Source organism: Bradyrhizobium sp. CCBAU 11434, from assembly GCF_028128895.1.
GTDB lineage: Bacteria > Pseudomonadota > Alphaproteobacteria > Rhizobiales > Xanthobacteraceae > Bradyrhizobium > Bradyrhizobium zhengyangense.
The window spans coordinates 294,331-320,171 of sequence record NZ_LBJX01000101.1; the positions used below are offsets into that span (position 1 = coordinate 294,331).

General features: G+C 65.2%; 30 protein-coding genes. 11 read left to right on the forward strand and 19 right to left on the reverse strand.

Annotated elements, in window-relative coordinates:
• Positions 1-11: 11 nt before the first annotated feature.
• The 4 genes from XI06_RS36095 to XI06_RS36110 all read right to left on the reverse strand — a co-directional run bounded on the left by XI06_RS36095 (position 12) and on the right by XI06_RS36110 (position 2,549).
• Positions 12-386: a hypothetical protein gene (locus tag XI06_RS36095; RefSeq protein WP_271607469.1), complete on the reverse strand. Its 375-nt coding sequence runs from the start codon at positions 384-386 to the stop codon at positions 12-14.
• A 299-nt stretch (positions 387-685) separates the two neighbouring features.
• A complete protein-coding gene (locus tag XI06_RS36100; protein ID WP_254148179.1) occupies positions 686-985 on the reverse strand; it encodes a winged helix-turn-helix domain-containing protein in 300 nt (99 codons plus the stop codon).
• A complete protein-coding gene (locus XI06_RS36105; RefSeq protein WP_271607470.1) occupies positions 985-1,542 on the reverse strand; it encodes a hypothetical protein in 558 nt (185 codons plus the stop codon). The genes XI06_RS36100 and XI06_RS36105 overlap by 1 nt, the downstream gene beginning before the upstream one ends.
• On the reverse strand, positions 1,539-2,549 hold the full coding sequence (locus XI06_RS36110) for an alpha/beta hydrolase (RefSeq protein ID WP_271607471.1): 1,011 nt from the start codon (positions 2,547-2,549) through the stop codon (positions 1,539-1,541). The genes XI06_RS36105 and XI06_RS36110 overlap by 4 nt, the downstream gene beginning before the upstream one ends.
• Before the next feature lie 350 nt (positions 2,550-2,899).
• Here XI06_RS36110 and xseA point away from each other — a divergent pair, with 350 nt between their 5' ends.
• Entirely contained in the window at positions 2,900-4,540 is a 1,641-nt protein-coding gene (gene xseA, locus XI06_RS36115; RefSeq protein WP_271607472.1) for an exodeoxyribonuclease VII large subunit, read from the forward strand.
• 144 nt (positions 4,541-4,684) lie between these two features.
• Here the strand turns inward: xseA and XI06_RS36120 are convergent, their stop codons facing one another.
• Positions 4,685-4,834 (reverse strand): hypothetical protein, encoded by a 150-nt coding sequence (locus XI06_RS36120; RefSeq protein WP_271607473.1) that lies wholly within the window; start codon positions 4,832-4,834, stop codon positions 4,685-4,687.
• A gap of 143 nt (positions 4,835-4,977) precedes the next feature.
• Complete coding sequence (locus XI06_RS36125; protein ID WP_271607474.1) at positions 4,978-5,808, reverse strand: dienelactone hydrolase family protein; 831 nt, start codon at positions 5,806-5,808, stop codon at positions 4,978-4,980.
• Between the two features lie 158 nt (positions 5,809-5,966).
• Here XI06_RS36125 and XI06_RS36130 point away from each other — a divergent pair, with 158 nt between their 5' ends.
• Complete coding sequence (locus XI06_RS36130) at positions 5,967-6,194, forward strand: DUF2093 domain-containing protein (protein WP_237864525.1); 228 nt, start codon at positions 5,967-5,969, stop codon at positions 6,192-6,194.
• 16 nt (positions 6,195-6,210) lie between these two features.
• On the opposite strand, the gene XI06_RS36135 is transcribed toward XI06_RS36130, so the two are convergent.
• From XI06_RS36135 to XI06_RS36165, 7 genes are all read right to left on the reverse strand, one after another.
• Positions 6,211-6,519: a hypothetical protein gene (locus XI06_RS36135; RefSeq protein ID WP_271607475.1), complete on the reverse strand. Its 309-nt coding sequence runs from the start codon at positions 6,517-6,519 to the stop codon at positions 6,211-6,213.
• Between the two features lie 137 nt (positions 6,520-6,656).
• Positions 6,657-7,673, reverse strand: a complete 1,017-nt coding sequence (gene lpxK, locus XI06_RS36140) for a tetraacyldisaccharide 4'-kinase (protein WP_271607476.1) — start codon at positions 7,671-7,673, stop codon at positions 6,657-6,659.
• Positions 7,666-9,030, reverse strand: a complete 1,365-nt coding sequence (locus XI06_RS36145; RefSeq protein ID WP_271607477.1) for a 3-deoxy-D-manno-octulosonic acid transferase — start codon at positions 9,028-9,030, stop codon at positions 7,666-7,668. Before XI06_RS36145 ends, lpxK begins: the two co-directional genes overlap by 8 nt.
• Entirely contained in the window at positions 8,993-9,706 is a 714-nt protein-coding gene (locus XI06_RS36150) for a lysophospholipid acyltransferase family protein (RefSeq protein ID WP_237890395.1), read from the reverse strand. The genes XI06_RS36145 and XI06_RS36150 overlap by 38 nt, the downstream gene beginning before the upstream one ends.
• Complete coding sequence (locus tag XI06_RS36155) at positions 9,703-9,948, reverse strand: DUF4170 domain-containing protein (RefSeq protein WP_237864530.1); 246 nt, start codon at positions 9,946-9,948, stop codon at positions 9,703-9,705. The genes XI06_RS36150 and XI06_RS36155 overlap by 4 nt, the downstream gene beginning before the upstream one ends.
• A gap of 62 nt (positions 9,949-10,010) precedes the next feature.
• Positions 10,011-10,823: a 3'(2'),5'-bisphosphate nucleotidase CysQ gene (locus tag XI06_RS36160; protein ID WP_237864531.1), complete on the reverse strand. Its 813-nt coding sequence runs from the start codon at positions 10,821-10,823 to the stop codon at positions 10,011-10,013.
• Positions 10,810-12,207: a TldD/PmbA family protein gene (locus XI06_RS36165; protein WP_237864532.1), complete on the reverse strand. Its 1,398-nt coding sequence runs from the start codon at positions 12,205-12,207 to the stop codon at positions 10,810-10,812. The genes XI06_RS36160 and XI06_RS36165 overlap by 14 nt, the downstream gene beginning before the upstream one ends.
• 279 nt (positions 12,208-12,486) lie before the next feature.
• On the opposite strand from XI06_RS36165, the gene XI06_RS36170 reads away from it, so the two are divergent.
• A complete protein-coding gene (locus XI06_RS36170) occupies positions 12,487-13,005 on the forward strand; it encodes a DUF6101 family protein (protein ID WP_237890398.1) in 519 nt (172 codons plus the stop codon).
• A 119-nt stretch (positions 13,006-13,124) separates the two neighbouring features.
• Here the strand turns inward: XI06_RS36170 and ubiA are convergent, their stop codons facing one another.
• Entirely contained in the window at positions 13,125-14,057 is a 933-nt protein-coding gene (gene ubiA / locus XI06_RS36175) for a 4-hydroxybenzoate octaprenyltransferase (protein WP_271607478.1), read from the reverse strand.
• The gene (locus tag XI06_RS36180; protein WP_237864535.1) at positions 14,054-14,713 is read right to left on the reverse strand and encodes a hypothetical protein; all 660 of its coding nucleotides are present in this window, start codon (positions 14,711-14,713) and stop codon (positions 14,054-14,056) included. Before XI06_RS36180 ends, ubiA begins: the two co-directional genes overlap by 4 nt.
• A gap of 210 nt (positions 14,714-14,923) precedes the next feature.
• On the opposite strand from XI06_RS36180, the gene XI06_RS36185 reads away from it, so the two are divergent.
• Positions 14,924-15,670, forward strand: a complete 747-nt coding sequence (locus tag XI06_RS36185) for a 16S rRNA (uracil(1498)-N(3))-methyltransferase (protein WP_237890400.1) — start codon at positions 14,924-14,926, stop codon at positions 15,668-15,670.
• 29 nt (positions 15,671-15,699) lie between these two features.
• On the opposite strand, the gene XI06_RS36190 is transcribed toward XI06_RS36185, so the two are convergent.
• Both XI06_RS36190 and XI06_RS36195 read right to left on the reverse strand, forming a co-directional pair.
• Entirely contained in the window at positions 15,700-16,707 is a 1,008-nt protein-coding gene (locus XI06_RS36190; protein ID WP_271607479.1) for a helix-turn-helix domain-containing protein, read from the reverse strand.
• A gap of 10 nt (positions 16,708-16,717) precedes the next feature.
• Positions 16,718-17,284, reverse strand: coding sequence for a hypothetical protein (locus XI06_RS36195; protein ID WP_271607480.1), 567 nt, complete (start codon positions 17,282-17,284; stop codon positions 16,718-16,720).
• Positions 17,285-17,512: 228 nt separating this feature from the next.
• Here XI06_RS36195 and XI06_RS36200 point away from each other — a divergent pair, with 228 nt between their 5' ends.
• The 6 genes from XI06_RS36200 (at position 17,513) to XI06_RS36225 (ending at position 23,146) form a co-directional block, all read left to right on the forward strand.
• Entirely contained in the window at positions 17,513-17,710 is a 198-nt protein-coding gene (locus XI06_RS36200) for a hypothetical protein (RefSeq protein ID WP_271607481.1), read from the forward strand.
• 274 nt (positions 17,711-17,984) lie between these two features.
• Positions 17,985-19,136: an ATP phosphoribosyltransferase regulatory subunit gene (locus XI06_RS36205; RefSeq protein WP_271607482.1), complete on the forward strand. Its 1,152-nt coding sequence runs from the start codon at positions 17,985-17,987 to the stop codon at positions 19,134-19,136.
• Positions 19,137-19,139: 3 nt separating this feature from the next.
• Positions 19,140-20,114 (forward strand): ATP phosphoribosyltransferase, encoded by a 975-nt coding sequence (gene hisG / locus XI06_RS36210; protein ID WP_237864541.1) that lies wholly within the window; start codon positions 19,140-19,142, stop codon positions 20,112-20,114.
• A gap of 104 nt (positions 20,115-20,218) precedes the next feature.
• Positions 20,219-21,325 carry a glycosyltransferase family 2 protein gene (locus XI06_RS36215; RefSeq protein ID WP_271607483.1) on the forward strand — a complete coding sequence of 369 codons (1,107 nt, stop codon included), beginning with the start codon at positions 20,219-20,221 and terminating at the stop codon, positions 21,323-21,325.
• Positions 21,322-22,167, forward strand: coding sequence for a ChbG/HpnK family deacetylase (locus XI06_RS36220; RefSeq protein ID WP_271607484.1), 846 nt, complete (start codon positions 21,322-21,324; stop codon positions 22,165-22,167). Before XI06_RS36215 ends, XI06_RS36220 begins: the two co-directional genes overlap by 4 nt.
• Positions 22,168-22,306: 139 nt before the next feature.
• Complete coding sequence (locus XI06_RS36225) at positions 22,307-23,146, forward strand: DUF2076 domain-containing protein (RefSeq protein ID WP_237864544.1); 840 nt, start codon at positions 22,307-22,309, stop codon at positions 23,144-23,146.
• Positions 23,147-23,215: 69 nt separating this feature from the next.
• Here XI06_RS36225 and XI06_RS36230 read toward each other — a convergent pair whose 3' ends face one another.
• A complete protein-coding gene (locus XI06_RS36230) occupies positions 23,216-24,031 on the reverse strand; it encodes a L,D-transpeptidase (protein WP_237864545.1) in 816 nt (271 codons plus the stop codon).
• Between the two features lie 316 nt (positions 24,032-24,347).
• On the opposite strand from XI06_RS36230, the gene XI06_RS36235 reads away from it, so the two are divergent.
• Positions 24,348-25,112, forward strand: a complete 765-nt coding sequence (locus XI06_RS36235) for a protein phosphatase CheZ (RefSeq protein WP_237864546.1) — start codon at positions 24,348-24,350, stop codon at positions 25,110-25,112.
• Between the two features lie 192 nt (positions 25,113-25,304).
• On the opposite strand, the gene XI06_RS36240 is transcribed toward XI06_RS36235, so the two are convergent.
• Positions 25,305-25,826 carry a hypothetical protein gene (locus XI06_RS36240; protein WP_237864547.1) on the reverse strand — a complete coding sequence of 174 codons (522 nt, stop codon included), beginning with the start codon at positions 25,824-25,826 and terminating at the stop codon, positions 25,305-25,307.
• Between the last annotated feature and the right edge of the window lie 15 nt (positions 25,827-25,841).

Consider the following 25,841-nt stretch of genomic DNA (forward strand, 5'->3'; position numbering starts at 1 on the left):
CAATCCCCGGATCAGTCATTCGCGCCGACATCCGTGAAAAGGAACCCCGCCGGCGTCTTGGTGAAGACGAAGATGAGGTCGCCGCAGAAGACGAAGTAATTGTCGTTGTTTTCCTGATCGCGATCGTAGACGGCCTTGCCGCGCTGGATGCACGCGCGATTTTTCGCCGTGAACGAGGTCGGATAGGTCTTGGCGCGAAATTGCGCGGCGTCGCGAATTGCGCTGTCGTTCATGAACGGCAATCGCGTCATGCTGGCGACGGCGGCGGAATCGTTTGCCTTCAGCGCCGCGCGAAACTTCTCGATGAAGCCATCGAACTCCTTCTGCAAGGCAGGAGACGCGACGGCTTGCTTCGGCGCCCCGGCTGCGGCTGGAGCAAGGTTCACGAGAGCGGTTACTAGCAAAATTCTCGGCAAGAATCTCACGGGTCCGCTCCCTCCATCAACCAAATGGTTACAGTGCACCAAATTCCAAAGCCCAGGCATCCGGCTGACATCGTTTAGTGCGCTGTCACCGTAATCGGTTCACCCCCCGTCATTCCGGGGCGCGCGTAGCGCGAGCTACGGTGCGCGATTTCGCACCTGAGAATCCATAACCACCATCGTGAGTATGGATTCCGGGCTCGCGCCCAAGAGGGCGCGCCCCGGAATGACGAAGGAGAGAGCCCCCGAATGACGGGTGGAGCTTACACCTGCTTCCCCGCAATAATCTCCTGCAACGTCGCCACATGCCGCGCAAACGCGCCGCGGCCCGCCGCTGTGGCCGTCACCGTCGTCTGCGGCTTCTTGCCCACAAAAGCCTTCTCCACCGAGACGTAGCCGGCCTTGGCGAGCGTTTCGATATGCGCGCCGAGATTGCCGTCGGTGGCGCCGGTGAGTTTTTTCAGCCGTGCGAATTCCAGACCTGACGCCACAGGCAGTGCGTTCAGGGCCGCCATGATCTTCAGCCGCAGCGGCTGATGGATGATGTCGTCGAGCTCGGCCATCAGATTCGCCGCATCCAGAGGCCGCCGAGGATGAGGCCGCCGCCGTTGACGAAGGCCATCCAGAGCGGGAAGGCCGCGCCGATGTAGAAGAAGCCGATCAGCGTCAGCGCGATGATGCCGAGACCGATGGCGACGAAGGCGGTGCCGAACCAGAGGCCGGCGAGGGTGTAGAACAGCATGAAGTAGATCGGCCAGAAGGCGCCGAGCTCGCGCGGGCCGAAATGGCCGAGCACGTCGGTGCAGATATTGCCGAAGGCGAAGAACAGCGCGAAGACCAGCACGATCCTGACGTCGAAGGCCTGGGTTTGGCCCTGGACTTGCGACGGCGTCAGCAATCGGATGGCGATCAGGCCGCCGACACCGAGGACATCGACGGCGGGCCAGGCGTAACGCGCGTAGAACGGCCACGCCCAGGTCACCAGATTGCCGGCGAAGACCAGAACGCCCCACCACAGCGCCGCAAGGCTGGCCAGCTCGTAGAGCTGCGACTGCTTCACGCGCTGGACGATGTCGTCGATCTCGGCCAGCGCGGCGGACGCCTCCTTGCTATCGATCATGACTGGCCAATCCCACGCGTCGCCACGTCCTCGGCGATCGCATTGACGACCTTCGGGTTCGTGACCATGCCCATGTGGTTGACGCCATCGATGATCTTGACGTCGATATCAGGCCTGATCGCCTGCACGACTTCCGCATATTTGCCTGATATCATCATCTCGTCCTCGCCGCCGCCGAAGATCGTCATCGGATGCGTCACCGCGGGCAGATCGAGGCGATAACCGTGCGTCGCGAAATTGCGCATCAGGCGGTCGGAATAGGTCGCGGTGAGAATGCGCTCGGAATTCGCAGGCACCGCGAAGGCGAGCACCGGAAGCTGCGAGCAGCAATCGATGCCGAGCTTGCGCAGCGCGGTGAGGGCGAGGAAGCGCGGGATATCGGCATTGGCCCAGCCGCCGGAATGCGCGACATTGGTCGGCGCGTCATAGCCGAGATAGGGCGCGACCAGCACGGTGCGGACGAACAGATCCTGGATGATCGGCGTCGCGGCGATGCGCAGCGAGAAGCCGGCGCCGGCGGAATGGCCGATCAGCGTCAGCGGCAGATCCGGCGCACTTTTGCGGACATGGGCGACGAAATCGACGAGGTCGTCCTCGAGCTGGCCGACATAACCGATGTCGCCGCGGGTGCCCGAAGCACCATGGCCGCGCGTATCCAGCGCCCAGGTCTCGACGCCGTGCGCGGCCATGGCCGCGGTCAGCGCGTGATTGACCGTGCCGGAGGAGCCAGACGAGCCATGGATGAAGATGGCACCGCGACCGGTGTCCGCGCCCCTCGCCTGATAGTGGCGGTAGCCGAGCCAGGTGCCGTCGCGGGCCTGGAAACGCTCCAGCGGCGGCAGCGTGGACCAGTCGATGCCTTTGACCGAGTCCGAGACCGAGCGCATCTCCGGTGGCCGCTGCAGCGGCGTCGCGATCATGGCGGTCAGGATCAGCGCCACGGCGCCGACTGCGCACAGACCCCATTTGAGCAAGCCCAGCACCCCTCGCAGCAGACGCGTTGCCATGGTCGAACTCCCTGACCAGATCATCGTTAGAGAACTCTATAATACAGAGTACTCTTCTATACAACCCCCCAAATCGGGATTTCGAAGCGCACCCAGAGCTCGGATCACCTCTCCCGCAGGGAGAGGTCGGATCGCATAGCAAGATGCGATCCGGGTGAGGGGATCTGGTCTCACTGGGCGCCGCGCCCCCTCACCCGGATTGCACTGGACGATGCTTCGCATCGCCAGGAGCAATCCGACCTCTCCCCGCTGGGGAGAGGTGAACCACGGACAGCCGACCGAATCTCATTTCGTCGCGCTTTGGATGGCGCTAGCCGGCGAAAATCCTTAACGTCGAGACTGATCCCAAAATGCCGAATCGTTTGCCGATGCCGCCTGCGGAACAACTTCACAACGCGCCCGAATTCACCGTCTCCGAGCTGTCCCAGTCCCTGAAGCGGACGGTCGAGGACACCTATGGCCATGTCCGGGTCCGCGGCGAGATCTCCGGGTTCCGCGGCGCCCATTCCTCCGGCCATTGCTATTTCGCGCTCAAGGACGAGAGCGCCAAGATCGAGGCGGTGATCTGGAAGGGCGTGCACGGCCGCATGCGCTTCAAGCCCCAGGAGGGGCTGGAGGTGATCGCCACAGGCAAGCTCACGACCTATCCGGGCTCGTCGAAATACCAGATCGTGATCGAGGCGCTGGAGCCGGCCGGCATCGGCGCGCTGATGGCGCTGATGGAGGAGCGCAAGAAGAAGCTCGCCGCCGAAGGCCTGTTCGAGGAGGCGCGCAAGCAGCTCTTGCCCTGGCTGCCCGAGGTGATCGGCGTCGTGACCTCGCCGACCGGCGCGGTGATCCGCGACATCCTGCATCGGCTGGAGGACCGCTTCCCCCGCCACGTGCTGGTGTGGCCGGTGAAGGTGCAGGGCGAAGGCTCGGCCGAGCAGGTCGCGGCCGCGATCCGCGGCTTCAACGCGCTGCCTGAGGGCGGCAAGATTCCGCGGCCCGACGTGCTGATCGTCGCGCGCGGCGGCGGCTCGCTGGAGGATCTCTGGTCGTTCAACGAGGAGATCGTGGTCCGCGCGGCGGCCGAGAGCATGATTCCGCTGATCTCGGCGGTGGGACACGAGACCGACATCACGCTGATCGACTTCGTTGCCGACAAGCGCGCGCCGACGCCGACGGCGGCCGCCGAAATGGCGGTGCCGGTGCGCAGCGAATTGTTCGTCGAGGTCGCCGATCTCGGACGCCGGACCCACGCCTATTGGATGCGCGCCCATGAGAGCCGCCGCAACGAATTGCGCGCGGCCGCACGCGCGCTGCCGTCGGCTGGCGATCTGCTGGCGATTCCGCGGCAGCGGCTGGATTCGGCAGGCAGCGCCCTGCCCCGCGGGCTGAAGGCCAATACGCATGCGCATTTCCGCAGGTTCACGGCGGCGAGCTCGAAGCTGACGCTGCGGGTGCTGCACGGCCAGATCGCGCAGGCCAGTCACCGGCTCACCGTGTGCGGCGAGCGGCTCGGCCTGTCCGCGCGCTCGCTGCTGCGACGGCGGCGCGACCGCTTCGCCGGGCTCGAGGTGCGCCTGCGCGCCTCAAAACTCTCCAACGCGCAGGCGCAGCGCAACGCGATCCTCCGCCAGCGCGAGCGCACGCAGCGGCTTTCCGAGCGCGCGGGCCGCGCGCTGGTGACGTTGCTGCAGCGGCTCGATGCCCGCGTCGAGAACAGCGGCAAGCTGCTCTCCGCCCTCTCCTATCGCGGCGTGCTCGCCCGCGGCTTCGCGCTGGTGCGCGATGAAGCGGGGCATCCCCTGCATTCGGCCGACAGCGTCGGACCGAATGCGCGGATCGCGATCGAGTTCGCGGATGGACGTGTGGGAGCCACGGCGGATGCCGACCGGCCGGCGCCGACGGTCAAGCGTGCGCCGGCGCAGCCGAAGCCGGCCGCGCCGGAGACAAAGGCTGCACCGAAGCGCGTGGCCAAGCCGGTGGATCAGGGCAGTTTGTTCTGAGGCGTCTTCTGTCATTCCCCGCGAAAGCGGGGAATCCAGTACGCCGCGGCTTCTCGGTGACTCACTGACGTCTCGGAGTACTGGATCGCCCGGTCAAGCCGGGCGATGACAGCCATGGTGTGGAGACAGTCCGTCGTCCCTGCCCTACCGGCAGGACAGTCCCGCGTCCATCGTGGTCCAGAAGCCGCAATGATCCGGCGCGAGTTGGGGCGAGCCGGCCTGGGCTTCGAACAGGAAGACCGCGACGGTGAAGATGGCCAGTGCGGATGAGAAGATGACGATGCGGTTGCGCATGACAGATGCGTTTAGCCGACATCGTGGTCGAACTAAGGCGCCGCTGCAAAATGAAACCCGCCTTCGCTCTGTCGAGCTACGGCGTGGCAAGCCCGCCCATCCGCCTCTACCGAGCTAAGGCGCGGCGAGCCGGCTCATTCGCGCTATCGCGACAGCCACGCCGCGACTTCCTTCTGCGACTCGTTGCGCGCGTCGGAATCGGTGCCGAGATGGCCGTGCTCGGGAACGGCGGCGTCAGAGCTGCCGCTTGTTGCGTGCAGCGGCGTGTTGGCGCGGTCGAAATCGTGATAGGCGCCGGGATAGACCACGATGCGCGCGAGCGCGCTGCGGCCGTGGGCGCCGTCCACCATCTGGCGACAGGCCGGCGGCGAGGAGACGTCGTCATTGGCGCCGATCAGCACCAGCGTCGGCACCCGCGTGCTCCAGCCGAGACCGGCGGAGATCCGGCAATCCGGATAGAACGCGATCGCGGCGCGGAAATCCGGGCCTGCATCGCGCGCCGCGCTCTGCGGACGCACCGCCCAGAGCAGCGCGCTGGCGCCATTGGCCCAGCCGATCAGGCTGACGCGATCGCGCGCCACCCAGTTCTGCTTCATCAGCCAGGCGCGCGACGCCGCGATGTCGGTGACGCGCTCGCGCCGCGCCTTGACGTGGATGTCCTTGACGCGACATTGCGGGCCGAGCTCGCGTGAACCGTAACTATCCGGCAGCAGCACGGCATTGCCTGTCTTGAGCAGGCGCTCGGCCCAGTCGCGATAGCGCGGCTGGACGGAATCGGAATGACTGCCGAGGCCGCCGCAGCCGTGCAGCGCGATCACGGTCGGGAATGGGCCCGCCCCCTCCGGCTTGAACAGCTGCGCATGCAGGACGCCTGACGACAGCGGAATTTCGACGGCCTGCGGCGCAGGCGCCGGCGCGGCGTGCGCGGCCGACATCAGCAGTGCCAGGAACAGGGCGGAAGTTACGGGGCGCATCGGATTCTGTCGCAGGAGGTGCCGCACAGCCTCAAGCACTATCACGCGCAAACGGTTGCAAAACATCACAAACCGGTGGGTTTAACGGGCGGACAAGCCACCCTATCTATGCTACATCTGGTCCAACACATCGTGCCCTTCCACGGAGACTTTCGACCGTGCTGAACAAGTTCGGCCCCTCGGGCCATGGCGAAGCCCAGGTGCAATATCTCGACGGCGATTTCCGCGTGATCTCGCCGGGGACGTTCGTGCGCTGCGCCATCACCGACACGCGGATCCCGCTCGACGAATTGAAGTACTGGAGCGTGGATTTGCAGGAAGCCTACGCCACGCCAGCCGCCGTGCTGCAGCGGCACTTTCCGAACGCGCCGAAGCCGCAGAATTGAGGCCTCCGGCGCGCGTCTATTGCTGCTCCGCGCCATCCGTGCCCACGCAGGTCTTGATCGCGCTCTTGCGCGCCTCGCCGACCAGCTTCTGATCGATCGCCTGCTTCAGGCAATCGAGCCGCGCCTGCGCCATGCAGAGCTGCATCTGGTCGCGCTTGTCCTGGCCCTGCAAATTCTGCGTCGAGCCGAGGCAACCGACGCGCTTGGTCGCAGGAACCGGCACCGCGGCGCCTGGAGCCGCGGGAGCCGTCGTCGTTTGCGCCGACGCCGACGCGACAGACAGGCACACAAGGCTGGCGGCAACGGCGGCAAAGGGCAGTTTCATCGGTGTCTCCAGGATCGAATGAGATCGATAGAGAGTTGGCGATGAATGTCGGCTGAATAGCACCACCTGTTTCCGATCGCGACAGATCGTGGGCACGGCGCAAGAGCGCCTTTGCCCACTCTACGAGAGACAGCATCTTATCGCTGGCTGAAGCGGCGCTCGCGAGCCTTGTAGAGATGGTCGCTGATCAATTGCTTCAACTTGGCCGGATCGTCGAATTCGAGCGCTACCTTGAACGGCACGATGCCATCGGGCACGCCCTCGGTGCCACGCAGGCGCGCGAGATCCTTTTCCGTCGTCACCAGGGTGAGCTGCTCGCGCTGCGCCTCAGTTGCGAGCGCGGCGAGTTCGAGCTGCGAGAACATGTGATGATCGGCAAAGGGGCGCGTGCGCGCGACCTCGATGCCGCTGGCACGCAGGGTGCGGAAGAAACGCTCGGGATCGCCGATGCCGGCGAAGGCGAGAACCTTTTTGCCGAAGAGTTGCGCGACCGAGGCCGCATCCGGCTTCAGGCGAGCGCGCAGCTCGGGCTTGTTGCGCTTGGCGAGCTCGGCCGCGACATCGTTGGCGGCGCGGCCGTCGCCGATCATCACCAGCGCATCGGTGCGCGCGAGCTGTGGCCTGAGCGGCGCGCGCAGCGGACCTGCGGGAAACACCTTGCCGTTGCCGAGGCCGCGCTCGCTGTCGATCACGATCAGCGAGGCATCCTTCAGCAGCTTCGGATTCTGGAAGCCGTCGTCCATCAGGATCACGGTGGCGCCTTGCGATTTCGCCAGCACGACGCCTTCGAGACGATCGCGTGCGACCGCGACGGGTACGTCGCGGACCATCATCAAGGGCTCGTCGCCGACGTCAGTGGCGGTGTGACGTTCGCGGTCGACCATGACAGGCCCCTTCAGGCGCCCGCCATAGCCGCGGCTGAGCACCACAGGGGTTTCGCCGAGCTCGCGCAGCAACTTCGTCAGCGCCAGCACGGTCGGCGTCTTGCCGGCGCCGCCGACATGGTAATTGCCGACGCAGAGCACGGGGATGCCGGCGTCAAAGCCCTGGCGCGCCATGCGGCGCGCGGTGATGGCGCCATAGAGTGCGCCCAATGGGCCGAGGAGATGCGACTTCGGGGAACGCGGCCGGTACCAGAAGGCCGGCTCACGCATTGGCGGCTCCCATCTCGATCCGCAACTGCATCAGATACGGCTCGAGTGCCGTCATGGTGCGATCGAGCGCGCCGCCGAGCTCCTCGACCACGCCAGCACCCGCGCGCTGCATCTTGTCGCGCACGCTGGGCTCGGCCAGCAACAGGCCGAGCTGCTTCGTCAGCGCCTCCTGCGTGTCGGCCTGGCGCGCGCCGCCGCTTTGATCGAGCGCCGCGTAGACATCGGCGAAATTGAACACATGCGGGCCATGGACGATGGCCGCCCCCAGCTTGATCGCCTCGATCGGATTCTGCCCGCCGTGGCGGATCAACGATCCGCCCATGAAAACAACAGGCGAGAGGCGATAGAACAGGCCGAGCTCGCCCATGGTGTCGGCGACATAGACATCGGTGGCGGCCGCCAGCTGCTCGTCGCGCGAGCGCAACGCCGGCTTCAGACCCGACGCCGTGATCATGCCAGAGATCGACGAGCCGCGATCCGGATGCCGCGGCACGATCACGGTCAGCAGTTGCGGGAAGATGCCGACGAGGCTGCGATGCGCCGCGACCAGCATCTCGTCCTCGCCCGGGTGGGTCGAGGCCGCGACGATGATCGGCCGGCCGCGCGTCATCGTCATCAGCCGTTCGAGCTTGACGGGATCGGCCGGCGGCGCCGGCACGTCGAGCTTGAGATTGCCCGTGGTGACCACGTCGCGGCCGCCGAGCGCGGAGAAGCGTTCGGCATCGGTCCTCGACTGCGCGAGGCAGATATCGAAGCGCGACAGCAGCGCCGAGATGGTGCCGAACATCCGCCGCCAGCGCGGGAAGGAGCGCGGCGACATCCGCCCGTTGATCAGCACCATCGGCACCCGGCGCGCCGCGCCCGCCAGGATCAGGTTCGGCCACAGATCGGATTCGATGAACAGCGCCAGCGACGGCTTCCAATGGTCGAGGAAGCGCGCGACGTAGCGCGGGGAATCATACGGCACGTATTGATGGATGACGTCGGGCGGAAAGCGTTTTGCGACGACCGCGGCCGAGGTGACCGTGCCTGAGGTGAGCAGGATGCGCAAATTGAGATCGCGCAGGCGCTCGATCAGCGCCGCCGCGGCCAGGACCTCGCCGACGCTGGCGCCGTGGATCCACACCAGCGGGCCGTGCGGCCGCACATCCCGGCTGAGCCCCCGCCGCTCGCCGACGCGCGCGGGATCCTCCTTGCCCTGCTTCAGCCGCCGCTTGATCAGTGCAGGCGCGAGCGGCACGAGGCTCGTCGCCAGGCGCCGATACATCCGCAGCGTCATCGGCAGGGACTTCGGGACCGCATGGGGATGGGGCAGCGAGCTAGCCATCTGCAGGCCCCTTGCGCCCGAGCTGCGCATAGGCGCGGCGTGTGGCTTCGTTCAACGTGTCTTCCAGCTCCTGCCGCAGCTCTTCCATCTTCGCTGCGTCGGCGTCTGCGGGAACGTGGATTTCCTTGATGCCGACCAGAGCGCCCCGGCCGAACGGCAGGTTGATGGTGGTGCGGTCCCAGTTCTTGAGCCTGATAAAGCGGCTGGTCGCCATCGCAAAAGGCATGATCGGCCGCCCCGATTCCCGCGCGAGCATGATGATGCCGAGGCCGGCCACGCGCGAACGCTTGGGCACATCGGCGGTCAACGCGACATTACAACCGTCTTGAAGCGTGTACACCATTTCCCTGAAGGCACCGACTCCACCCTTGCGGTGGAACGCGCCGCCGTGATCCCCGGACCCCCTGATGGTGCCGATGCCGAGCCGCTCGGCGGCAACCGCGTTGAACTCGCCGTCGCGGTGGCGGGAGATCAGCACCTTGGCCCTGTAAGAGTCCTTGTTCTTGATGAAGGGAGTGAGGAAATGCTGGCCGTGCCAGAACGCGAAGATCGCCGGCATCTGCGGCTCGACGAGCTCATAGACGTCAGGCGGATCGAACGTGAACCTGTTGGTCCGCCAGACCAGACGCAGATATTCGGCCGCCAGGACCCCGACGGCACGCTGAAACCAGCTGCTTCGCAGCGTATTGCGAAGCAGTTTTTTCAACGCGCCTTCGTTTCTTCGTTCGGGTCGAGCAACCGGTGCAGATGGACGATGAAATAGCGCATCTGCGCGTTGTCGACCGTGCTCTGCGCCTTGGCGCGCCAGGCGACATGTGCGGACGCATAGTTCGGGTAGAGGCCGACGATCTCGACGTCGTCCAGGTTCTTGAAGGTGTTGTGCTCGAGGTCGAGCAGCTCGCCGCCGATGACGAGGTGAAGCAGTTGTTGCGGGGCACTATCTGACATGAGTTCGGTTCCTAACAGGCTGCCCGGCAAAGCAGTGGTCGACAAGCACGCCGACGGGCGCTTCAGGGCAAGGGACGATTGCGAAAATGCGCGACAATGCTCGCATGACGATCGCGTCCCGCTGCCACCAGCACCCCGTGCGTCACTTCCCGGCGATTATAGAGGATGGGATCTCCAGAGAGGTCGCTCATCCTACCATCCGCTTCCTGCACGATCAAATCGGCGGCCGCAAGATCCCAATCATGGCTATTGCCGCCCGCAAAAGCCGCATCCAGGGAGCCATTGGCGACCCGGCACAGCCGCAGCGCGAGCGAGCCGATTCGCGGGTGCAGCTTGATGTCGCCGTCTTTCATATTGAGTCGCTCGACCATCGGCTTGGGGCCGGCCATGCGGGCGAAGTCGAGCAAGGACCCGGGCGTCGCCCGGACCTGATGGCCATTCAGCGTGGTGCCCTGGCCGCGAACCGCGAAAAAGAATTCGTTCGTGGTCGGCGCGTAGACCGCGGCCAGCACCGGCGCTGAAACCTCGACCAGCGCGACGCTGACGCACCATTCGTCATGGCCATTGAGGTAGTTGCGGGTGCCGTCGATGGGATCGACCACCCAGGTCAGCCGCCGTGACAGCCGCGCCTGATCATCAGCGCTCTCCTCCGACAGCCAGCCATAGTCGGGCGTGGCACCGCGCAGGCGCGCTTCGAGCAGATCGTTGACGGCGATGTCGGCTTCCGAGACCGGCGAGGATGCGCCCTTGATCCACTTCTTCAGCTCGGTGCGGAACATCGACCGCGCGAGGCTCCCCGCCTCGCGCACCGTGTCTTGCAGCAGCGCTGCGTCACGCGTCAGAATGGTTGCGTCGGGAAAGTCAGCGTCCGCCAAGCGTCAGTCCTTCGATGCGCACCGTCGGCGCATTGATGCCGTAGCGGAACTCGAGATTGTTGGCCGGCTGCATCGACTTGAAGATCTCGAACAGATGGCCGGCGATCGTCACCTCGCTGACGGGATAGGTGAGCTCGCCGTTCTCGATCCAGAAGCCGGAGGCGCCGCGGCTGTAATCGCCGGTGACGCCGTTGACGCCGGAGCCGATCAGATCAGTGACGTAAAAGCCTTGGCTGATGTCGGAGATGAGCTCGGCCGGCGTCGGCGTGCCGGCTTCGAGATGCAGATTATACGGCCCGGGCGACGGCGAGGACGAGACGCCGCGATGGGCGTGGCCTGTGGTGGTGAGGCCGAGCTCGCGCGCGGTTGCGCAATCGAGCAGCCAGGTCGTCAGCACGCCTTCGTCGACCAGCGCGATCCGCTTCACCGCGACGCCTTCGGCATCGAAGGTCTGCGAGCGGAGGCCGCGCTTGCGCAGGGGATCGTCGATGATGCGGATGTTGTTCGAAAACAGCTGTTGGCCGAGCTTGTCCTTCAGGAAGCTGGTCTTGCGCGCGATCGAGGCGCCGTTGATGGCTCCAACGACATGGCCGACCAGCGAGCCGGCAACGCGCGGGTCGAACACCACGGGCACCTTGCAGGTTTCGACCTTGCGCGGATTGTAGCGTGCCACGGTGCGCTCGCCGGCGGAGCGGCCGACGGCTTCCGGCGACAACAGATCGGCAGCGTGCGGCGCCGAAGTGAAATCGTAGTCGCGCTCCATGCCGGTGCCTTCGCCGACGATCGCGGTCGCCGAGATGCCCTGGCTCGAACGCAAGTAAGAGCCGTGGAAGCCGGTCGAGGTGACCAGCACCATGCCGCCCATACCTGATGACGCCGAAGCGCCGCCGGATTTCGACACGCCCTTCACCGCAAGCGCAGCCGCCTCCGCTTCGAGCGCGCGGCGCTCCAGCTCTGAAGTCGCGGGCACATCGGGATCGAGCAGATCGAGATCGGGGAAGTCGCGCGCCAGCAGTGCCGGATCAGCGAGGCCGACGAATTTGTCGTCGGGCGCGACCCGCGCCATCGCCACCGCGCGTTCCGCAAGCTTGGTGACGGCATCGCCGCTGGCGTCATTGGTCGAGACAACGGCCTGACGCTGGCCGACGAGCACGCGCAGGCCGACATCGTCGCCCTCGGACCGCTCGGATTCCTCGACGCGGCCGTCGCGCACCTCGACGCCTTGCGAGATGCCGCGCACCGCGACCGCATCGGCCGCATCGGCGCCGGCGCGCTTCGCCGCCTCGACCAGGCGTTGCGCCAGATCCGACAGCGCGGATTGGTCAAACAGGTCGCGATTGGCTTTGGAGGACAACGTCGAGCTTGCGGATGGTGAAGAGTTCACGAACGAAATCCTGTTGGGGCGCGGGAGGTTTCGGGGCGATCTTAGGCCCTGAACACCAGATGTGCCCAAATGGTGCGGACTTCAAGCACTTTCAGCCCGCAGAAGGCTCAGATTCGCTGCTCTTACGCAACGTCTCGTCAATCATGCGCGCCAAGGTCTTGTCAATCATGGCGGGCGGTGAGGTTGGATTAACCAGCCTTTTTAAGCGGTTTCGGAACGGCCTGCGCTAACGTCCTCGCATCGACCGGGAACATAATCCTGGCGGGGAGAACGAAAGCCGTGAGGCGTCAAACAGCAACATGCGGGGCCAACCCCGCCGGGTCGAGCCGCTCTCTGCGGCTCGACCCTCTTTCCCTTCCGGTCCGCTTCGATGCGCATGATCCGCGCGCCGACGGCTACACCAGGCAGATCGAGCTTCATCGCGAGCGTGTCGTGCTGCGCCGTGCCGTGCGCGGCATGCAGATGGCGATCAACGTCCGCGTCAGCGACTTCACCGGGCTCGCACTGCGCGGCAATGACGAGGCACAGACCCTCGTCCTCGTGCACCGCGATCCCTCGCTCTCCGTTCCGCTGCTGGTCAGTGCCGACGGCGACGAACTCACAGAAGCCTGGGCGATCTGGAGCGAGATCTTCGCGCTGCCGCAGCTCGACGAAGGCGCCCGCAAGCCGGCACCGCGCCGCCGCCGCGCCAACGCGATCCGCGCCCGCCGTCCGAAATTCCTGATGCGCCGCCGCACCGCCATGGCGCGCGAACTGCCGGTCCACCGCGAGGAACGCGAGATCATCGCGCGGAACTGAGCGGCAATCACAGGTGCAGTAGGGTGGGCAAAGCGAAAGCGTGCCCACCTTTTCCATCTAAATCATTGAGAGATCATGGGCACGGCGCAAGGGCGCGTTTGCCCACCCTACGACACCACCTACGCCGCCCGCATCACCGCGTCGACCAGCAATCCCGCAAACAGTAAAAGCCCTGCATCGCGGTTCGACTTGAACAGGCGCTTGCACAGTTCCGGGTCTTCGATCCTCAAACGCATGATCTGCGAGGCCAGGTGCCCGGCGAAGGCCGCAAGGCCAAGCCAGGCTGGCCAGCGCACATCGCCTGACGCCAGCGCAACGCCGATCAGCACTACGGCAAGTCCATAGAACAGGATCAGCGCCTGGTGTGTATGCGCGCCGAACAGGCGCGCAGTGGATTTGACCCCGATCAGGGCGTCGTCCTCGGAGTCTTGATGCGCATAGATGGTGTCATAGCCGATCACCCAGGCGATCGACCCTGCATAGAGCACCAGCGCAGTGAGGTCGATGCGTCCGAAGATGACGGCAAAGCCCATCAACGCGCCCCAGGAGAAGGCAAGACCGAGGAAGACCTGCGGCCACCAGGTGACACGCTTCATGAAAGGATAGATGGCGACGACCACGAGCGAGGCGATGCCGGTCGCCACCGCAAAGCGGTTGAACTGGAGCAGCACAACGAGGCCGATCAGCGCTTGCGCGATCATGAAGGCCAGCGCTTGCTTCACGCTGATCTGCCCCGCGGGCAGCGGCCGCGAGCGGGTGCGCTCGACCTTGGCATCCAGGTCGCGGTCGGTGATGTCGTTCCAGGTACAGCCCGCCCCGCGCATCACGAAGGCGCCGATGAAGAACAGGACGATGGTGAGCGGCAGGCGGCTCGTGTCATGCGCCATGCCACTCGCGAGCGCGACCGACCACCAGCACGGCATCAGCAAAAGCCAGGACCCGATCGGGCGATCGAAGCGGGAGACGCGCAAGTAAGGCCGCGCCCATTGTGGCGCGAGCGTATCGACCCAGTTGCCGGTGGAATCGGCAACGCGGGCGGATGTGTCGCTCATCGGGTGAGGACGTTGCCGTTGAGCGTGTCGAAGGTGCTGCCGCCCTTCTTGCTGGCATTGGCTTCCGGCGCCGCGCCCGTGCCCACCACCTCGCTCAGCGACGGACCGGCCGGACCGCGCGGCCCGTTCGCCATCTGCTGCGCGACGTTGCAGACCTTGGTCTGCATGGACTCGGTGTTCTTGTGACCTTCCTTCATCTGCGCGGCGACGGTCGGCGGGATTCCGCATTTGGCGGCATGAGTCTCGATGTATTTGATCATTTTGAGCTCGGCCTGGCCGAAGCCCCTGATCAGCTTGCAGGCCTCGTCAGGCGGGGCATGGCGATCGCTCGCGGCCTTGATCATCTTGCCGCGCTTCTCGGCGTCCTCGCGCAGCGGCACGAAGGCCTTCATGCACTCCTCGCCAGGACCGGCCTGGGTCGGCGGAGCGGCGCTGAAGGCGCCTGCGCCGCCAATAGGAGCTGCACCATTGACCGGGAACGAGGCCTGTGGCGCGGCGCCGACGGAGGCGACCGGCGCCCGGCCGTTCACGGGTGGAAATGCGGGATCGGCCGCGGATTGATTGGGCAGCGGGGCCGGGAACCCCTGGGCATAAGCGCCCGCGGCGCCCATGACGACCATGGCGGCAGTGATCGGAACCATCAAACGACGGATCATCAAGAGTGTCTCTCCGGCAGGAGCTACGGGGTTCAGGCGTCTTCCCAATTGAAGCGCGACCAGCGTGCTGGCGTTTTTACGATTCCCGCCAGCGCTTAACAACCCGTCGAATAGGGCAATAGCGCGGCGCGCCGACGCACCAATCCGGCGATATTTACCCCCCAATCTACGGCTTTCGGTTAAGAACGGCCACAAACCGGACCTGAACGAATGCCCTCCCACGATTTTCGCGGCCCCCGCCTGTTCGTTGACGCCGCCCTGGCCCAGGACGCCAGGGTTCCGCTCGACCGCGACCAGAGCAATTATCTCGGCAATGTGCTGCGGCTTGCAGCTGGAGCCGAGGTTTTGGCCTTCAACGGCCGCGATGGCGAATGGCAGGCCGCGATCGAGGGCCGCAAGCGACCCGATAGCCTCATCATCCTCCAGCAGGTCCGCCCCCAGGACCGGCTGCCCGACCTCGCCTATGTCTTCGCCCCGCTCAAGCACGCCAGGCTCGACTACATGGTGCAGAAGGCCATCGAAATGGGCGCCGCCAGGCTTCAACCGGTCCTGACCCGGTTCACCCAGGCCTCCCGGGTCAACACCGAGCGGATGCGCGCCAACGTCGTCGAGGCCGCGGAGCAATGCGGTATTTTGAGCATCGCCGCGGTTGCCGAACCGGTGCCGCTGGAGCGGTATCTCGGTCAGCGCCCTGCCGACCGCCTGCTCATCTTCTGCGACGAGGCGGCGGAGGTCCAAAGCCCTATCCAAAGCCTGCAAGGCGCAAGCGAGGCGGGCCAAGGTATCGACGTGCTGATCGGCCCGGAGGGCGGCTTTGCCGAGGAAGAGCGTGCCCTGCTGCTGAGGCAGCCGAAAATCCTGCGGCTGGCCCTGGGCCCGCGAATCATGCGGGCCGATACGGCCGCAGTGGCGGCGCTGGCACTGGTCCAAGCCGTGCTGGGCGATTGGGGCAGCTAGGTCGTCACGCCGGGCGAACGATCATGGCCCTAGCCATGCTCGCGCAGCGATCGATGCAGAGTTTCGGATGGCAACTCTCCGAACGCCGCCCTGTAGCTCGCGGCGAACTCGCTCAAATGCCAGAAGCCGTGCGCAATGGCGCAGGCCTTCACGCTGCGCCGTGCCGGGCCGGTGCGCAGCTGCCGGCGCACCGACCAGAGGCGCAAGACCCTGGAATAGCGATGCGGGCTCACGCCGCAGATGGCCTGCGTCGCACTCTGGAGAGTCCGGACCGACACGCCCACCCGCTCCGCCATTTCGGTGGTCTTGTGCCAGATCGTCAGATCGTGCCGGATCAAGCTTTCCATCTCGGCGACGATCCGCAGATAGGTCGACGTCGTGGCGTGGCCCGAACGGCTGTCCACGCTGGTTGCGATGGCAGCGTTCATCACGCTGAGCAGCGATTGTTCGACGGCCGCTCGCGACGCCGGCTCGTTCAGCAAGTCCGGATCGTTGGCCGCAGTTTCAAGCGTCGCGGAAATCTGGCCGCGCAGGGACGCTAGCATGTCCGATGCCGGGCTCAGCAAATGATAACCATCCAGGCTAGACCAGGGCTCGCACGCGGGCGGCGTGAAGTAGATGACACCGATCAGACGGCCGACCGGCTCATGGACCAGGCAGTCGGAGGCGCCCTTCAGAACGACGATGGAGCTGCCGATTGACTGCCCATTGATGCGCGTCGAGGTCACCTGGTCCATCGGCACCACCACGGCCGCGGCGTGTGCCAATTGATACCCGCGAATGATCCGCGGGAAGGTCTTCACCAGCGACAGGCTCAGATTCGGCAGGCTGAGCCGCGCACGCATGATCGCAGTCGAGCCTGATGATAACGGCATGCTCGACGCGCCGGCATGTTTCTCACTGTCGCCGAAATGATCGATGTCGTACGTCTGCAGCTCGAGCGCCGAGGACGGCTTGAGTCCCTGGAACGACAACAAGCGTTCCGCCGCACTCTTGTTCGCGCCGTCGCGGGTGATGTTGAGAAGGCTTTGATCCATATCCCGTCGCTTACTTCGCTTCCTTCGCCGCGACCGCGAATTTGGCTGCACTCAGATCATCCGGTCCGTTGATGCCGGCGCGTTTGAGATCGCGAAGCAATTTTGTGAGCAGCAGCATATTGGTCTTCTGCAGTTCGTGGTTGTTGCCGAACTTGAATGCGTTCTGCTCGGTCACGATCAGTCCGGCCTTGGTCTCGGCGAGAATCTTCCGCCGCTTCAGGCCCGCCACGCGACGGCGAACCGTCTCCAGCGGCAGGCTCAGGAACCGGGAGAGCGCCGCTCGCGACACGCCCTGCTTGATCGCGTCCGGCTCGACCGTGTGAATGCTCGAAAACTTCTCGTCCAGCGACGGATCGTTCATCACACTGATGACGTTCGCATTGAGAATCGCATGAACGATCAGAAGGTCCATCGGATCGAATTCTTCGTAGTTCCGGAACATCTCGCTGATCGAAAACAGCATGTAGGCCAGCGTGTGCCGCGAGACCGTCCGGATGACATCAGAAGCATTGCGCATGAATCGGAAACCATCATTCATCTTGTAGACGAAGGCAGCAGGGAACGTACGATCAGGCATACCCAAATTGAGTATGTGACAACTTGCCAAGTATTCTCAATCTCTCATTGTAACGGGCAGTAACGTTGCGGATGGATGAGACGCGCTTCGGACGATGTTCCGATCGACATCGCGGCTGCGAGACGACGGTCAGGTCGATGGCTGCTGTGACTTCGATGCACGACAGCATCCAACTCTTTCGATGATGCCTGCTCCGTTCAGCCGGCGGCCCGACAGGAATGAATGGCCATGGACGACGATGTTTGGGAGCGCCAGGCACTAGGTCTGATCAAAGCTTTTCGCGGCATCACGGACGCGCGCAAGAGGCAGAGAATTCTCGATCTGGCAGAGCAACTCGCCGATGGCGCGACCTCCGACACCCCAGAAGCTGGCGTGCACGAAGCATCGATCGTGGAAGAGCGCGGAGACTGCCCTGGCTGTGAGTGAAGCAAGGCTTCTCCGGCCACTCTGACGAGGCGGCAAAAGCCAATATAGGTATAAAAATACCTTTACCGCGAATCGCCCTCCGGCTCCGTGAGCCGAGCAGGGGATCCAGCCTAGGCCGCCTGGGCAGTCTCAAAGTCGTTAAGCGATTGATCCTTTGGAGGTCGAAACCGTTTTCCGACCATGCTAAGGGCTGCGCCAATTCCTCTGCCTTTCCTTGGCCTCTCTTTGGCCTCCCCTTGCCTGCCCGGTTCTCCCGGGATGATGGACCCCTGTTATGACCGCGACTGCCACCTCAAATGCTGCCGGCTCCGCCGCCTGGGCGGACACGCTGCTGCTGTCGTTCGCGCAGGCCGGCTATGTCAGGGCCGAGCCCGCCATTCTGCAGCCGGCCGAGCCATTCCTGGACCTGTCGGGCGAGGACATCCGCAAGAGCCTCTATCTGACGACGGACCTGTCCGGCGAAGAGCTCTGCCTGCGCCCCGACCTGACGATCCCCGTGGCGCGCGACTACCTCGCATCCAGCCGCGCCGGCCAGCCGGCCGGGTTCAGCTATCTGGGTCCCGTGTTCCGCTACCGCAGCGGACAGGCCAGCGAATTCCTTCAGGCCGGAATCGAATCGTTCGGCCGCCAGGATCGCGCTGCCGCCGATGCCGAGACGCTGGCGCTGGCGCTGGAGGCGACCGCCGCTTTCGGCGTGCGCGACGTCGAGGTCCGCACCGGCGACGTCGCGCTGTTCAACGCGCTGCTCGACGCGCTCAATCTTTATCCGGTCTGGCGCCGCCGCCTGGTCAAGGACTTCAATCGCAAGATCAGCCTCGAGCAGGATCTGGAGCGGCTGGCAGCCGAGACTACCGCGACCCGCAGCGAATATGAGGGCGTGCTGGCGGCGCTCGCCGGCTCCGACCGCAAGGCGGCGCTGGCCTTCGTCACCGACCTGATGTCGATTGCCGGCACCACCAATGTCGGCGGCCGCACCACGGCCGAGATCGCCGACCGCTTCCTCGAGCAATCGACCTTGAAGAGTGGCGCGCTGCCGCGCGAGGCGATCGCCGTGCTGAAGCGCTTTCTGTCGATATCGGGCAATCCGGACGAGGCGGTCGCCGCGCTACGCGCGCTCACCGCTGAGGCAAGGCTCGATCTGAATGGCGCGATCGACCAGCTCGAGAGCCGGGTCGGCTTCATGGCCGCGCGCGGTATCGACGTGAAGAGCACGCGCTTCTCGACCGCGTTCGGGCGCGGCCTCGACTACTACACAGGGTTTGAATTCGAAGTGCATCACAGGGGTAACGGCACCGAGCCGCTGGTTGCCGGTGGTCGCTATGATGGACTGATGACCCAGCTCGGAGCGGCCGCTCCTATACCGGCGGTCGGCTTCTCGGTCTGGGTGGATGCGCTGACCAGCATCGGCCGCAAGGTGGGAGCTTAAGCCATGAGCGCGCCGTTCGTCCTGGCCGTTCCCTCCAAGGGCCGTCTTCAGGAAAATACCGAAGCCTTCTTCGCCCGCGCCGGGCTCAAGCTGTCGAAGGCCGGCGGCGCCCGCGACTATCGCGGCACGATCGCGGGCCTCGACAATGTCGAGGTCGCCTATCTCTCGGCGAGCGAGATCGCCGCGCAATTGTCGCGCGGCTACGCGCATTTCGGCGTCACCGGAGAAGACCTGGTGCGCGACAACATCGCGGACGCGGAGAAGCGCGTGTCGCTGATCGACGGACTGGGGTTCGGCTATGCCGACGTCGTGGTCGCGGTGCCGCAGGCCTGGATCGACGTCCGCACCATGGCCGATCTCGACGACGTCGCCACCGGCTTCCGCGAGCAGCATCACATGCGGATGCGGGTCGCGACCAAGTTCATCAATCTCACCCGCGCGTTCTTCTCGCAGCGCGGCATCAGCGATTACCGCATCGTTGAAAGCGCGGGCGCGACCGAGGGCGCGCCGGCGGCCGGCAGCGCCGAGCTGATCGTCGACATCACCACGACGGGTGCGACGCTTGCCGCCAACGGCCTGCGGGTGCTCGACGACGGCGTGATCCTGCGCAGCCAGGCCAATCTGGTCGCCTCGAAAGATGCCGACTGGTCGCCGCAAGCCCGCGAGACCGCGCGCATCATCCTCGACCACATCGCGGCCCGGGCGCGCGCCAACAAATACCGCGAGGTCCGGACCCGCTTCCGGCAATGCGACGCCACCCTGCTCGGCGAAGCTCACAGCCGCTTCGGCGTCGAGGCTCCGTTCGGCGGGCCGACCTCGTCGGGCATGCTCACGCTGCACTGCCCACCTGGGCAGATCTATGCGCTGGCGAGCTTCCTGCGCGAACACGGGGCCGAGACCGTCTCGGTGGTCTCGCTCGACTACGTGTTCGATCGGGAAAACCCGCTGTTCGCCAAGCTTGAGACTTTCCTGCGGTAGTGAGCCCAAAGCTCGTTGAGCAGCTCCGTTCAGCGTAGCGACAGCAAGCTGCAGCTATCATATGCTGCCCCGATGATCCTGAACGCGCTCTGGAACCTTGATCGATGACGCTGGGCTCTGATGTTTCCGCCCTGACGACCACCGCAGCGAATGCCGCTGCGAAGGGGCTGTCGATTGTCGTCCCCGTCTATAATGAGGCGGCGGGCCTGGCCGCCCTGCACCAGCGCATCTGCGATCTCGCCAAGACCTTGCGGCAACGCTACCGCCTCTCTTGCGAGGTCGTCTATGTCGACGACGGCAGCACGGACAGCACGTTGTCGATCGCACGCTCGCTGCCAGCCGACGCGATCGACGTCCAGGTCGTCTCGCTGTCGCGCAATTTCGGCAAGGAGGCGGCTTTGATGGCCGGCCTCGACCATGCCCGGCTCGGCGCTGTCATGTTCATGGACGGCGACGGTCAGCATCCGCCCGCCCTGATCGAGCAGCTGGTGCGGCACTGGATCGATGACGGCTATGACGTCGTCTACACCGCCAAGGCGCATCGCGACAACGAGACCTTCCTGCGCCGCCTCGCCGTGCACGGCTTCTACGCGCTGATCAATTGGGGCGCGCGCCAGAAGATTCCGGAGGACGCCGGCGACTTCCGCTTGCTCTCGCCGCGCGCGGTCACCGCGCTTCGGCAACTGCCGGAGCGCAACCGCTTCTTCAAGGGGTTGGCCAGCTGGATCGGCTTCCGCCAGATTCGCGTCGATTACGAGCCTGCGGCGCGCGCCCATGGCGTCACCACTTTCAACGCTGCCCGCCTGCTCGGCCTGTCGATCGAGGGCCTGACCTCGTTCTCGGTGGCGCCGCTGCGCTTCGCCAGCCTGCTCGGAGTCGCGCTTGCCGGCGTCGCCTTCCTGTTCGGCCTCTCGATCCTGTGGGAGGTGTTCACGACGGGCAAGCAGGTGCCGGGCTATCCCTCGCTCGTGGTCGGCCTGATGACGATCGGCGGCGTGCAGCTGATCATGATCGGCATCGTCGGCGAATATATCGGCAAGATCCTCTCCGAGCTGAAGGCGCGTCCGATCTACTTCGTCGCCGAGCACAGCGAAAAGCATTTTGGTGCCGACAAGGCCCAGGACGCTTCAAGTCAGGACGCTTCAAGCCAGGACGCTTCGAGCCAGGACGCTTCGAGCCAGGACGCATCCAACAGGACCGCGGCCGAATGAGCACGGCCGCGCGCTTGCGGCAGATCTGGCTCTGCGCCGACGATTACGGCATCAGTCCCGGCGTCAACCGCGCCATTCGCGACCTGATCGAACGCGGCCGCCTCAACGCGACGTCTGTGATGATGGTCGGCCCCGCGATCGAGCAGCGCGAGGTCGACGCGCTTTCTGCCGCCGCGAAGGCGAGCCCGCGCTGCGCGATCGGATTGCATGTGACGCTGTCTGCGCCGTTCCGCCCCCTCACCATGCATTTCCGCCCCTTGGACGGCGACATGTTCATGGCCTTTCCAAAACTGCTGCGTGCAGGATTTTTGCGGCGGCTCGACAGCGAGTTCTTTCGCAACGAAGTGAGGGCGCAGCTGCTGGCGTTCGCGGAAGCCTTCGGCCGGGCGCCCGACTTCGTCGACGGCCATCAGCACGTGCAGCTGTTTCCGCAAGTGCGCGACGGCTTTGTCGAGGCCGTCAGCGAGATCGCGCCAAAGGCCTGGGTGCGCCAGGGCGGACGCGATTTGCCGCTGGCGCAGCGGCTGGCCTCTCCGAAAGGCCTGGTGCTCGATCTGCTCAGCGCACAGTTCCGCCGCCGTGCGGGCCGCGCCGGCCTTGCATTCAATCCCGCCTTTGCCGGCGCCTATGATTTCACCCGCGCGGCCGAGTTCGGCGAGCTGATGCGGCAATTCCTCGCAGGCCTGCCCGAAGGCGGCCTCGTCATGTGCCATCCCGGCTTTGTCGACGAGGTTCTCGCCGGTCTCGACCCGATGACCGATGTCAGGGAACGCGAGCATGCCTATCTTGCAAGCGACGCCTTCGCACAGCTCCTCGCGACGAGCCATGTGACATTGGGATGAAATCGGCGAAAGCCGACCCTGAAAGGTTAAGCTTTGGGGCAGTCTGTCGCATACCGAAATTTAATCCTGCCGCCACTGTTGGGGCCACAATGGAACCCTACATCCCGCTTGCGCTTGTTTCGCGCGAGGGAGACTGACCATGACGCCGCAGGAACGCCAACTCGTCGACGAGCTTTTCGACCGGCTTTCGAAACTGGAAAATGCACCGCGCGATCCCGACGCGATTGCCGCGATTTCGGACGGCTTGCGCAAGGCACCCGGCGCGGTCTATGCGCTGGTGCAGACCACGCTGTTGCAGGACGAAGCGCTCAAGCGCGCCCATAACCGCATCCAGGAGCTGGAAGCGGCCCATGCGCCCGAGCAGCCGCAGTCCGGCGGTTTTCTCGACACCATGCGCGACACGCTGTTTGGCACGAGCCAATCGCGCGGCTCGGTTCCGAATGTGCCGCCACGCGAGCAGCGGCCGGTCTGGAACAGCGGTCAGGCGATGCAGCAGGCCCAGCCCGGCTACGGACAGCCGCCTTACGGTCAGGCTTACGGACAAGGCCAGGGATATGGACAAGGATACGGACAGGGCTATGGCGCGCCGCCGGTCGGCGGTGGCGGCGGCTCGTTCCTCGGCACGGCGGCGGCGGCCGCGGCCGGCGTGGTCGGCGGCTCGCTGCTGCTCTCCAGCATTCGCGGCATGATGGGCGGCGGATCGCACCAGGCTTTCGGCGACACCACCATCATCGAGGAGCGCGGTGGCGGCTCCACGGGTGGCAGTCCTTGGGGCGGCGACCAGTCCGGCGGCTCGCTCGCGCGCGACGCAGGCCTCGATGACATCGGGTCGAACCGGGATTCCCGTCAGGGCTTCTTCGACCAGGCCTCGAACGATCGCGACAACGACGACCAGAACTACGACAACAACGACAATATGGACACGGCCGACGACAGCGATTTCGGCGGCGGTGACGATGGCGGCAGCGATTACGCGTAAAGCCGCGCGACGCGCCAAACAAAAACGGCCGCCGATGAGGCGGCCGTTTTCACATCAAACGTCAGAGTCTCACATCACCACGACCTTGGTGCCGACATTGACGCGGCCATAGAGGTCGATGACGTCCTCGTTGCGCATGCGGATGCAACCGGAGGAAACGTTGGTGCCGATGGTCCAGGGCTCGTTGGAGCCGTGGATGCGATAGAGCGTGGAACCGAGATACATTGCACGCGCGCCGAGCGGATTTTCCGGGCCGCCTTCCATGTGCCTCGGCAAGTCAGGGCGGCGGGCGATCATCTCCGCCGGCGGCGTCCAATCGGGCCATTCGCGCTTGGCGGTGATCGACTTCACGCCGGTCCAGGTGAAGCCCTCGCGTCCGACGCCGATGCCATAGCGCAGCGCCCGCCCGTTGCCCTCGACGAGGTAGAGGAACTTGTTGTTGGAATCGACGACGATGGTGCCGGCGCCTTCCTTGCCGCTATAGTCGACCAGCTGTTTCTCGAATTTCGGATCGAACGGACGCTGCCGCGGATCGATCGCTTCCTGCTGGTAGCTTGCGCCTTGCTGATAGCCGCCCTGCATCTGCGGCTCGCCCATCGGCGGCATGCGACGCGGATCGGCGTAAGCGGGCTGCTGCTGATAGATCGGCTGCTCCGGCGCATAGGCCGGGCCGCGGCCGGGTCCGTCGCCGAACAGGAACTCGATGAAACCGCCGCCCATACTGGCATTGGAGGCGACGCGCACCGGCGCGGGGGTTACACGCGGCTGGTAGAGCACCGCGGGCGGATCGTTCGGCACGCTATTGTCGAAGGCGCTGGCGCTGGTCGCGCCGACAATGAAGGCGCATGCGCTGCCGAGCAGCGCAACAGACATTTTCTTGAACATCGACGTACTCTGTACTGTTTCGTCTAGTTGCATTCGCCGCCGAACGCGCTGGCTGATTTTTCGCGTCCCCGACGTGGTCAATAAAGAGCAAACTCCGTTGCGTTTGGTAAACAGATCAGGCGTTTCGATTCACCACGTCGCGAGCAACGCTGCAATTTCCCGATCAGCGTTTATTTTCGATGAAAGGCAAAGCCTCATGGTTAATCGTGCGTTTGCGCGCCGTCGCGCGCGGCTGCACAACAGTTCCTGACGTGAACCTCGTGTTAAATTGCTTCTGTCTACAAAGACGCGTGAGTGAGGTGGGGGGAGTATCCTGATGGCTGTTCACCGCAAGCGTTTTCGTGTCGAGGATATCGCCGGTGGCGAGATGCCAGTTTTAGACGTGACTGAAGAGGCCGGCCCGATGCATAGCGAAATCATGGCGGAGCTGCGCGCGATCCGCGCCCAGATGGCACGAAGCAGCCAAGCCGCGCTGCCGCCGAGCGATGCCGTCGTGGCGCAGGAAGTTGCCGATACGCGCGCGCTGCTGGAAACCTACCGCGCCCAGATCGAACAGTGCGAGAAGCTGAAGGTCGAGCTCGACCTCATCCACGACGCCATCGACCGCACCAAGCGCGAGATCGCGACCCTGCACGGCAAGAGCTTCGACGGCGGCGAGATGGCCAAGGTCAATGGCGAGCTCGGTGCAGTGGTCGGCGGCACCGAACAGGCGACCCAGCAGATCCTCGAAGCCGCCGAGTCGATCGACCAGGCGGCCAGCGCGATGTCCAAGGTGCAATCGGCCGACCAGCAGAAGCGGCTTGCCGACGACATCCAGGAGCGGGTCATCTCGATCTTCGAAGCCTGCAACTTCCAGGACCTGACCGGCCAGCGCATCAGCAAGGTCATGAGCACGATGAAGTTCATCGAGCAGCACATCAACGCGATGATGGAGATCTGGGGCGGCGTCGACGCCATCAAGGCTCACGTGCCGGCGCCGGTCGACACTCGCAGCGAGGACGACAAGCTCCTCAACGGCCCGAAGCTCGCCGGCGACGTCGGCCATGCCTCGCAGGACGACATCGACGCGCTGTTCGACTAAGCGGACGCGCAAACAGACAAACAAAATGCCGGCCCTCGGGCCGGCATTTTTTGTTTCTCGTCATTGCGAGGAGCTCGCGACAAAATTGCGCAGCAATTTTGCGCTGAAGCGACGAAGCAATCCAAGCTGCCTCCGCGGAGACAGACTGGATTGCTTCGCTCGCAATGACGAGTGGTTAGGCCGAAACCCCGGTCACGCCCGCGGCGCGCAGCGGACATAGACCATGTTGCCGTAGCGGGTGGCGGCGTCCTTGTCGACGAAGCGGGTGATCATGACGCGGCCGTCGAAAGAGACGATCTCGCGGTCCTGCTCGCCGGGCGTCGGACCGGACGGGCCGATATAGTTCTTGCCGCTCGGCGAGCCCTTCAGCCGCAGCTCCTGGGGCGTTGCCTGGTCGGCCAGATGCATGACCACCCCGCCGGAGGACCCGGCGCCGATCACGTAGGGATTCTTGCACTGGGCCCTCGCCGCTGCCTCGGTGCGGGCGCGGTCGGCCGGGTTCTGGAACGAGGCGAGGCCCCAGCGGCCGACGATCTCGTCGGCGCGGATCGAGGCCGGCATTTCCGGCGCGACGCCGGGCTCGGCCTCAGGCGCAGGCTGGGACGAAGAGAAGGACGGCAGGCTCATGCCGCCGCCGCAGGCCCCCAACAGCAGCGCCAGGCAAGAGGCCGCCGCCAGATTGGCAACCGTGCGCGCGTGAGCTGAACTGATCATGGCATTCCCCCGAAC

Bases quoted from the DNA above. Each gene is read 5' to 3' on its own strand.
- XI06_RS36100 (WP_254148179.1), bottom strand. From the start codon at position 985: ATGGCCGAGCTCGACGACATCATCCATCAGCCGCTGCGGCTGAAGATC.
- XI06_RS36105 (WP_271607470.1), bottom strand. From the start codon at position 1,542: ATGATCGATAGCAAGGAGGCGTCCGCCGCGCTGGCCGAGATCGACGAC.
- XI06_RS36110 (WP_271607471.1), bottom strand. From the start codon at position 2,549: ATGGCAACGCGTCTGCTGCGAGGGGTGCTGGGCTTGCTCAAATGGGGT.
- xseA (WP_271607472.1), top strand. From the start codon at position 2,900: ATGCCGAATCGTTTGCCGATGCCGCCTGCGGAACAACTTCACAACGCG.
- XI06_RS36120 (WP_271607473.1), bottom strand. From the start codon at position 4,834: ATGCGCAACCGCATCGTCATCTTCTCATCCGCACTGGCCATCTTCACC.
- XI06_RS36125 (WP_271607474.1), bottom strand. From the start codon at position 5,808: ATGCGCCCCGTAACTTCCGCCCTGTTCCTGGCACTGCTGATGTCGGCC.
- XI06_RS36135 (WP_271607475.1), bottom strand. From the start codon at position 6,519: ATGAAACTGCCCTTTGCCGCCGTTGCCGCCAGCCTTGTGTGCCTGTCT.
- lpxK (WP_271607476.1), bottom strand. From the start codon at position 7,673: ATGCGTGAGCCGGCCTTCTGGTACCGGCCGCGTTCCCCGAAGTCGCAT.
- XI06_RS36145 (WP_271607477.1), bottom strand. From the start codon at position 9,030: ATGCGCAGCTCGGGCGCAAGGGGCCTGCAGATGGCTAGCTCGCTGCCC.
- XI06_RS36155 (WP_237864530.1), bottom strand. From the start codon at position 9,948: ATGTCAGATAGTGCCCCGCAACAACTGCTTCACCTCGTCATCGGCGGC.
- ubiA (WP_271607478.1), bottom strand. From the start codon at position 14,057: ATGAGCGACACATCCGCCCGCGTTGCCGATTCCACCGGCAACTGGGTC.
- XI06_RS36180 (WP_237864535.1), bottom strand. From the start codon at position 14,713: ATGATCCGTCGTTTGATGGTTCCGATCACTGCCGCCATGGTCGTCATG.
- XI06_RS36185 (WP_237890400.1), top strand. From the start codon at position 14,924: ATGCCCTCCCACGATTTTCGCGGCCCCCGCCTGTTCGTTGACGCCGCC.
- XI06_RS36190 (WP_271607479.1), bottom strand. From the start codon at position 16,707: ATGGATCAAAGCCTTCTCAACATCACCCGCGACGGCGCGAACAAGAGT.
- XI06_RS36195 (WP_271607480.1), bottom strand. From the start codon at position 17,284: ATGCCTGATCGTACGTTCCCTGCTGCCTTCGTCTACAAGATGAATGAT.
- XI06_RS36200 (WP_271607481.1), top strand. From the start codon at position 17,513: ATGGACGACGATGTTTGGGAGCGCCAGGCACTAGGTCTGATCAAAGCT.
- XI06_RS36205 (WP_271607482.1), top strand. From the start codon at position 17,985: ATGACCGCGACTGCCACCTCAAATGCTGCCGGCTCCGCCGCCTGGGCG.
- hisG (WP_237864541.1), top strand. From the start codon at position 19,140: ATGAGCGCGCCGTTCGTCCTGGCCGTTCCCTCCAAGGGCCGTCTTCAG.
- XI06_RS36215 (WP_271607483.1), top strand. From the start codon at position 20,219: ATGACGCTGGGCTCTGATGTTTCCGCCCTGACGACCACCGCAGCGAAT.
- XI06_RS36220 (WP_271607484.1), top strand. From the start codon at position 21,322: ATGAGCACGGCCGCGCGCTTGCGGCAGATCTGGCTCTGCGCCGACGAT.
- XI06_RS36225 (WP_237864544.1), top strand. From the start codon at position 22,307: ATGACGCCGCAGGAACGCCAACTCGTCGACGAGCTTTTCGACCGGCTT.
- XI06_RS36230 (WP_237864545.1), bottom strand. From the start codon at position 24,031: ATGTTCAAGAAAATGTCTGTTGCGCTGCTCGGCAGCGCATGCGCCTTC.
- XI06_RS36235 (WP_237864546.1), top strand. From the start codon at position 24,348: ATGGCTGTTCACCGCAAGCGTTTTCGTGTCGAGGATATCGCCGGTGGC.
- XI06_RS36240 (WP_237864547.1), bottom strand. From the start codon at position 25,826: ATGATCAGTTCAGCTCACGCGCGCACGGTTGCCAATCTGGCGGCGGCC.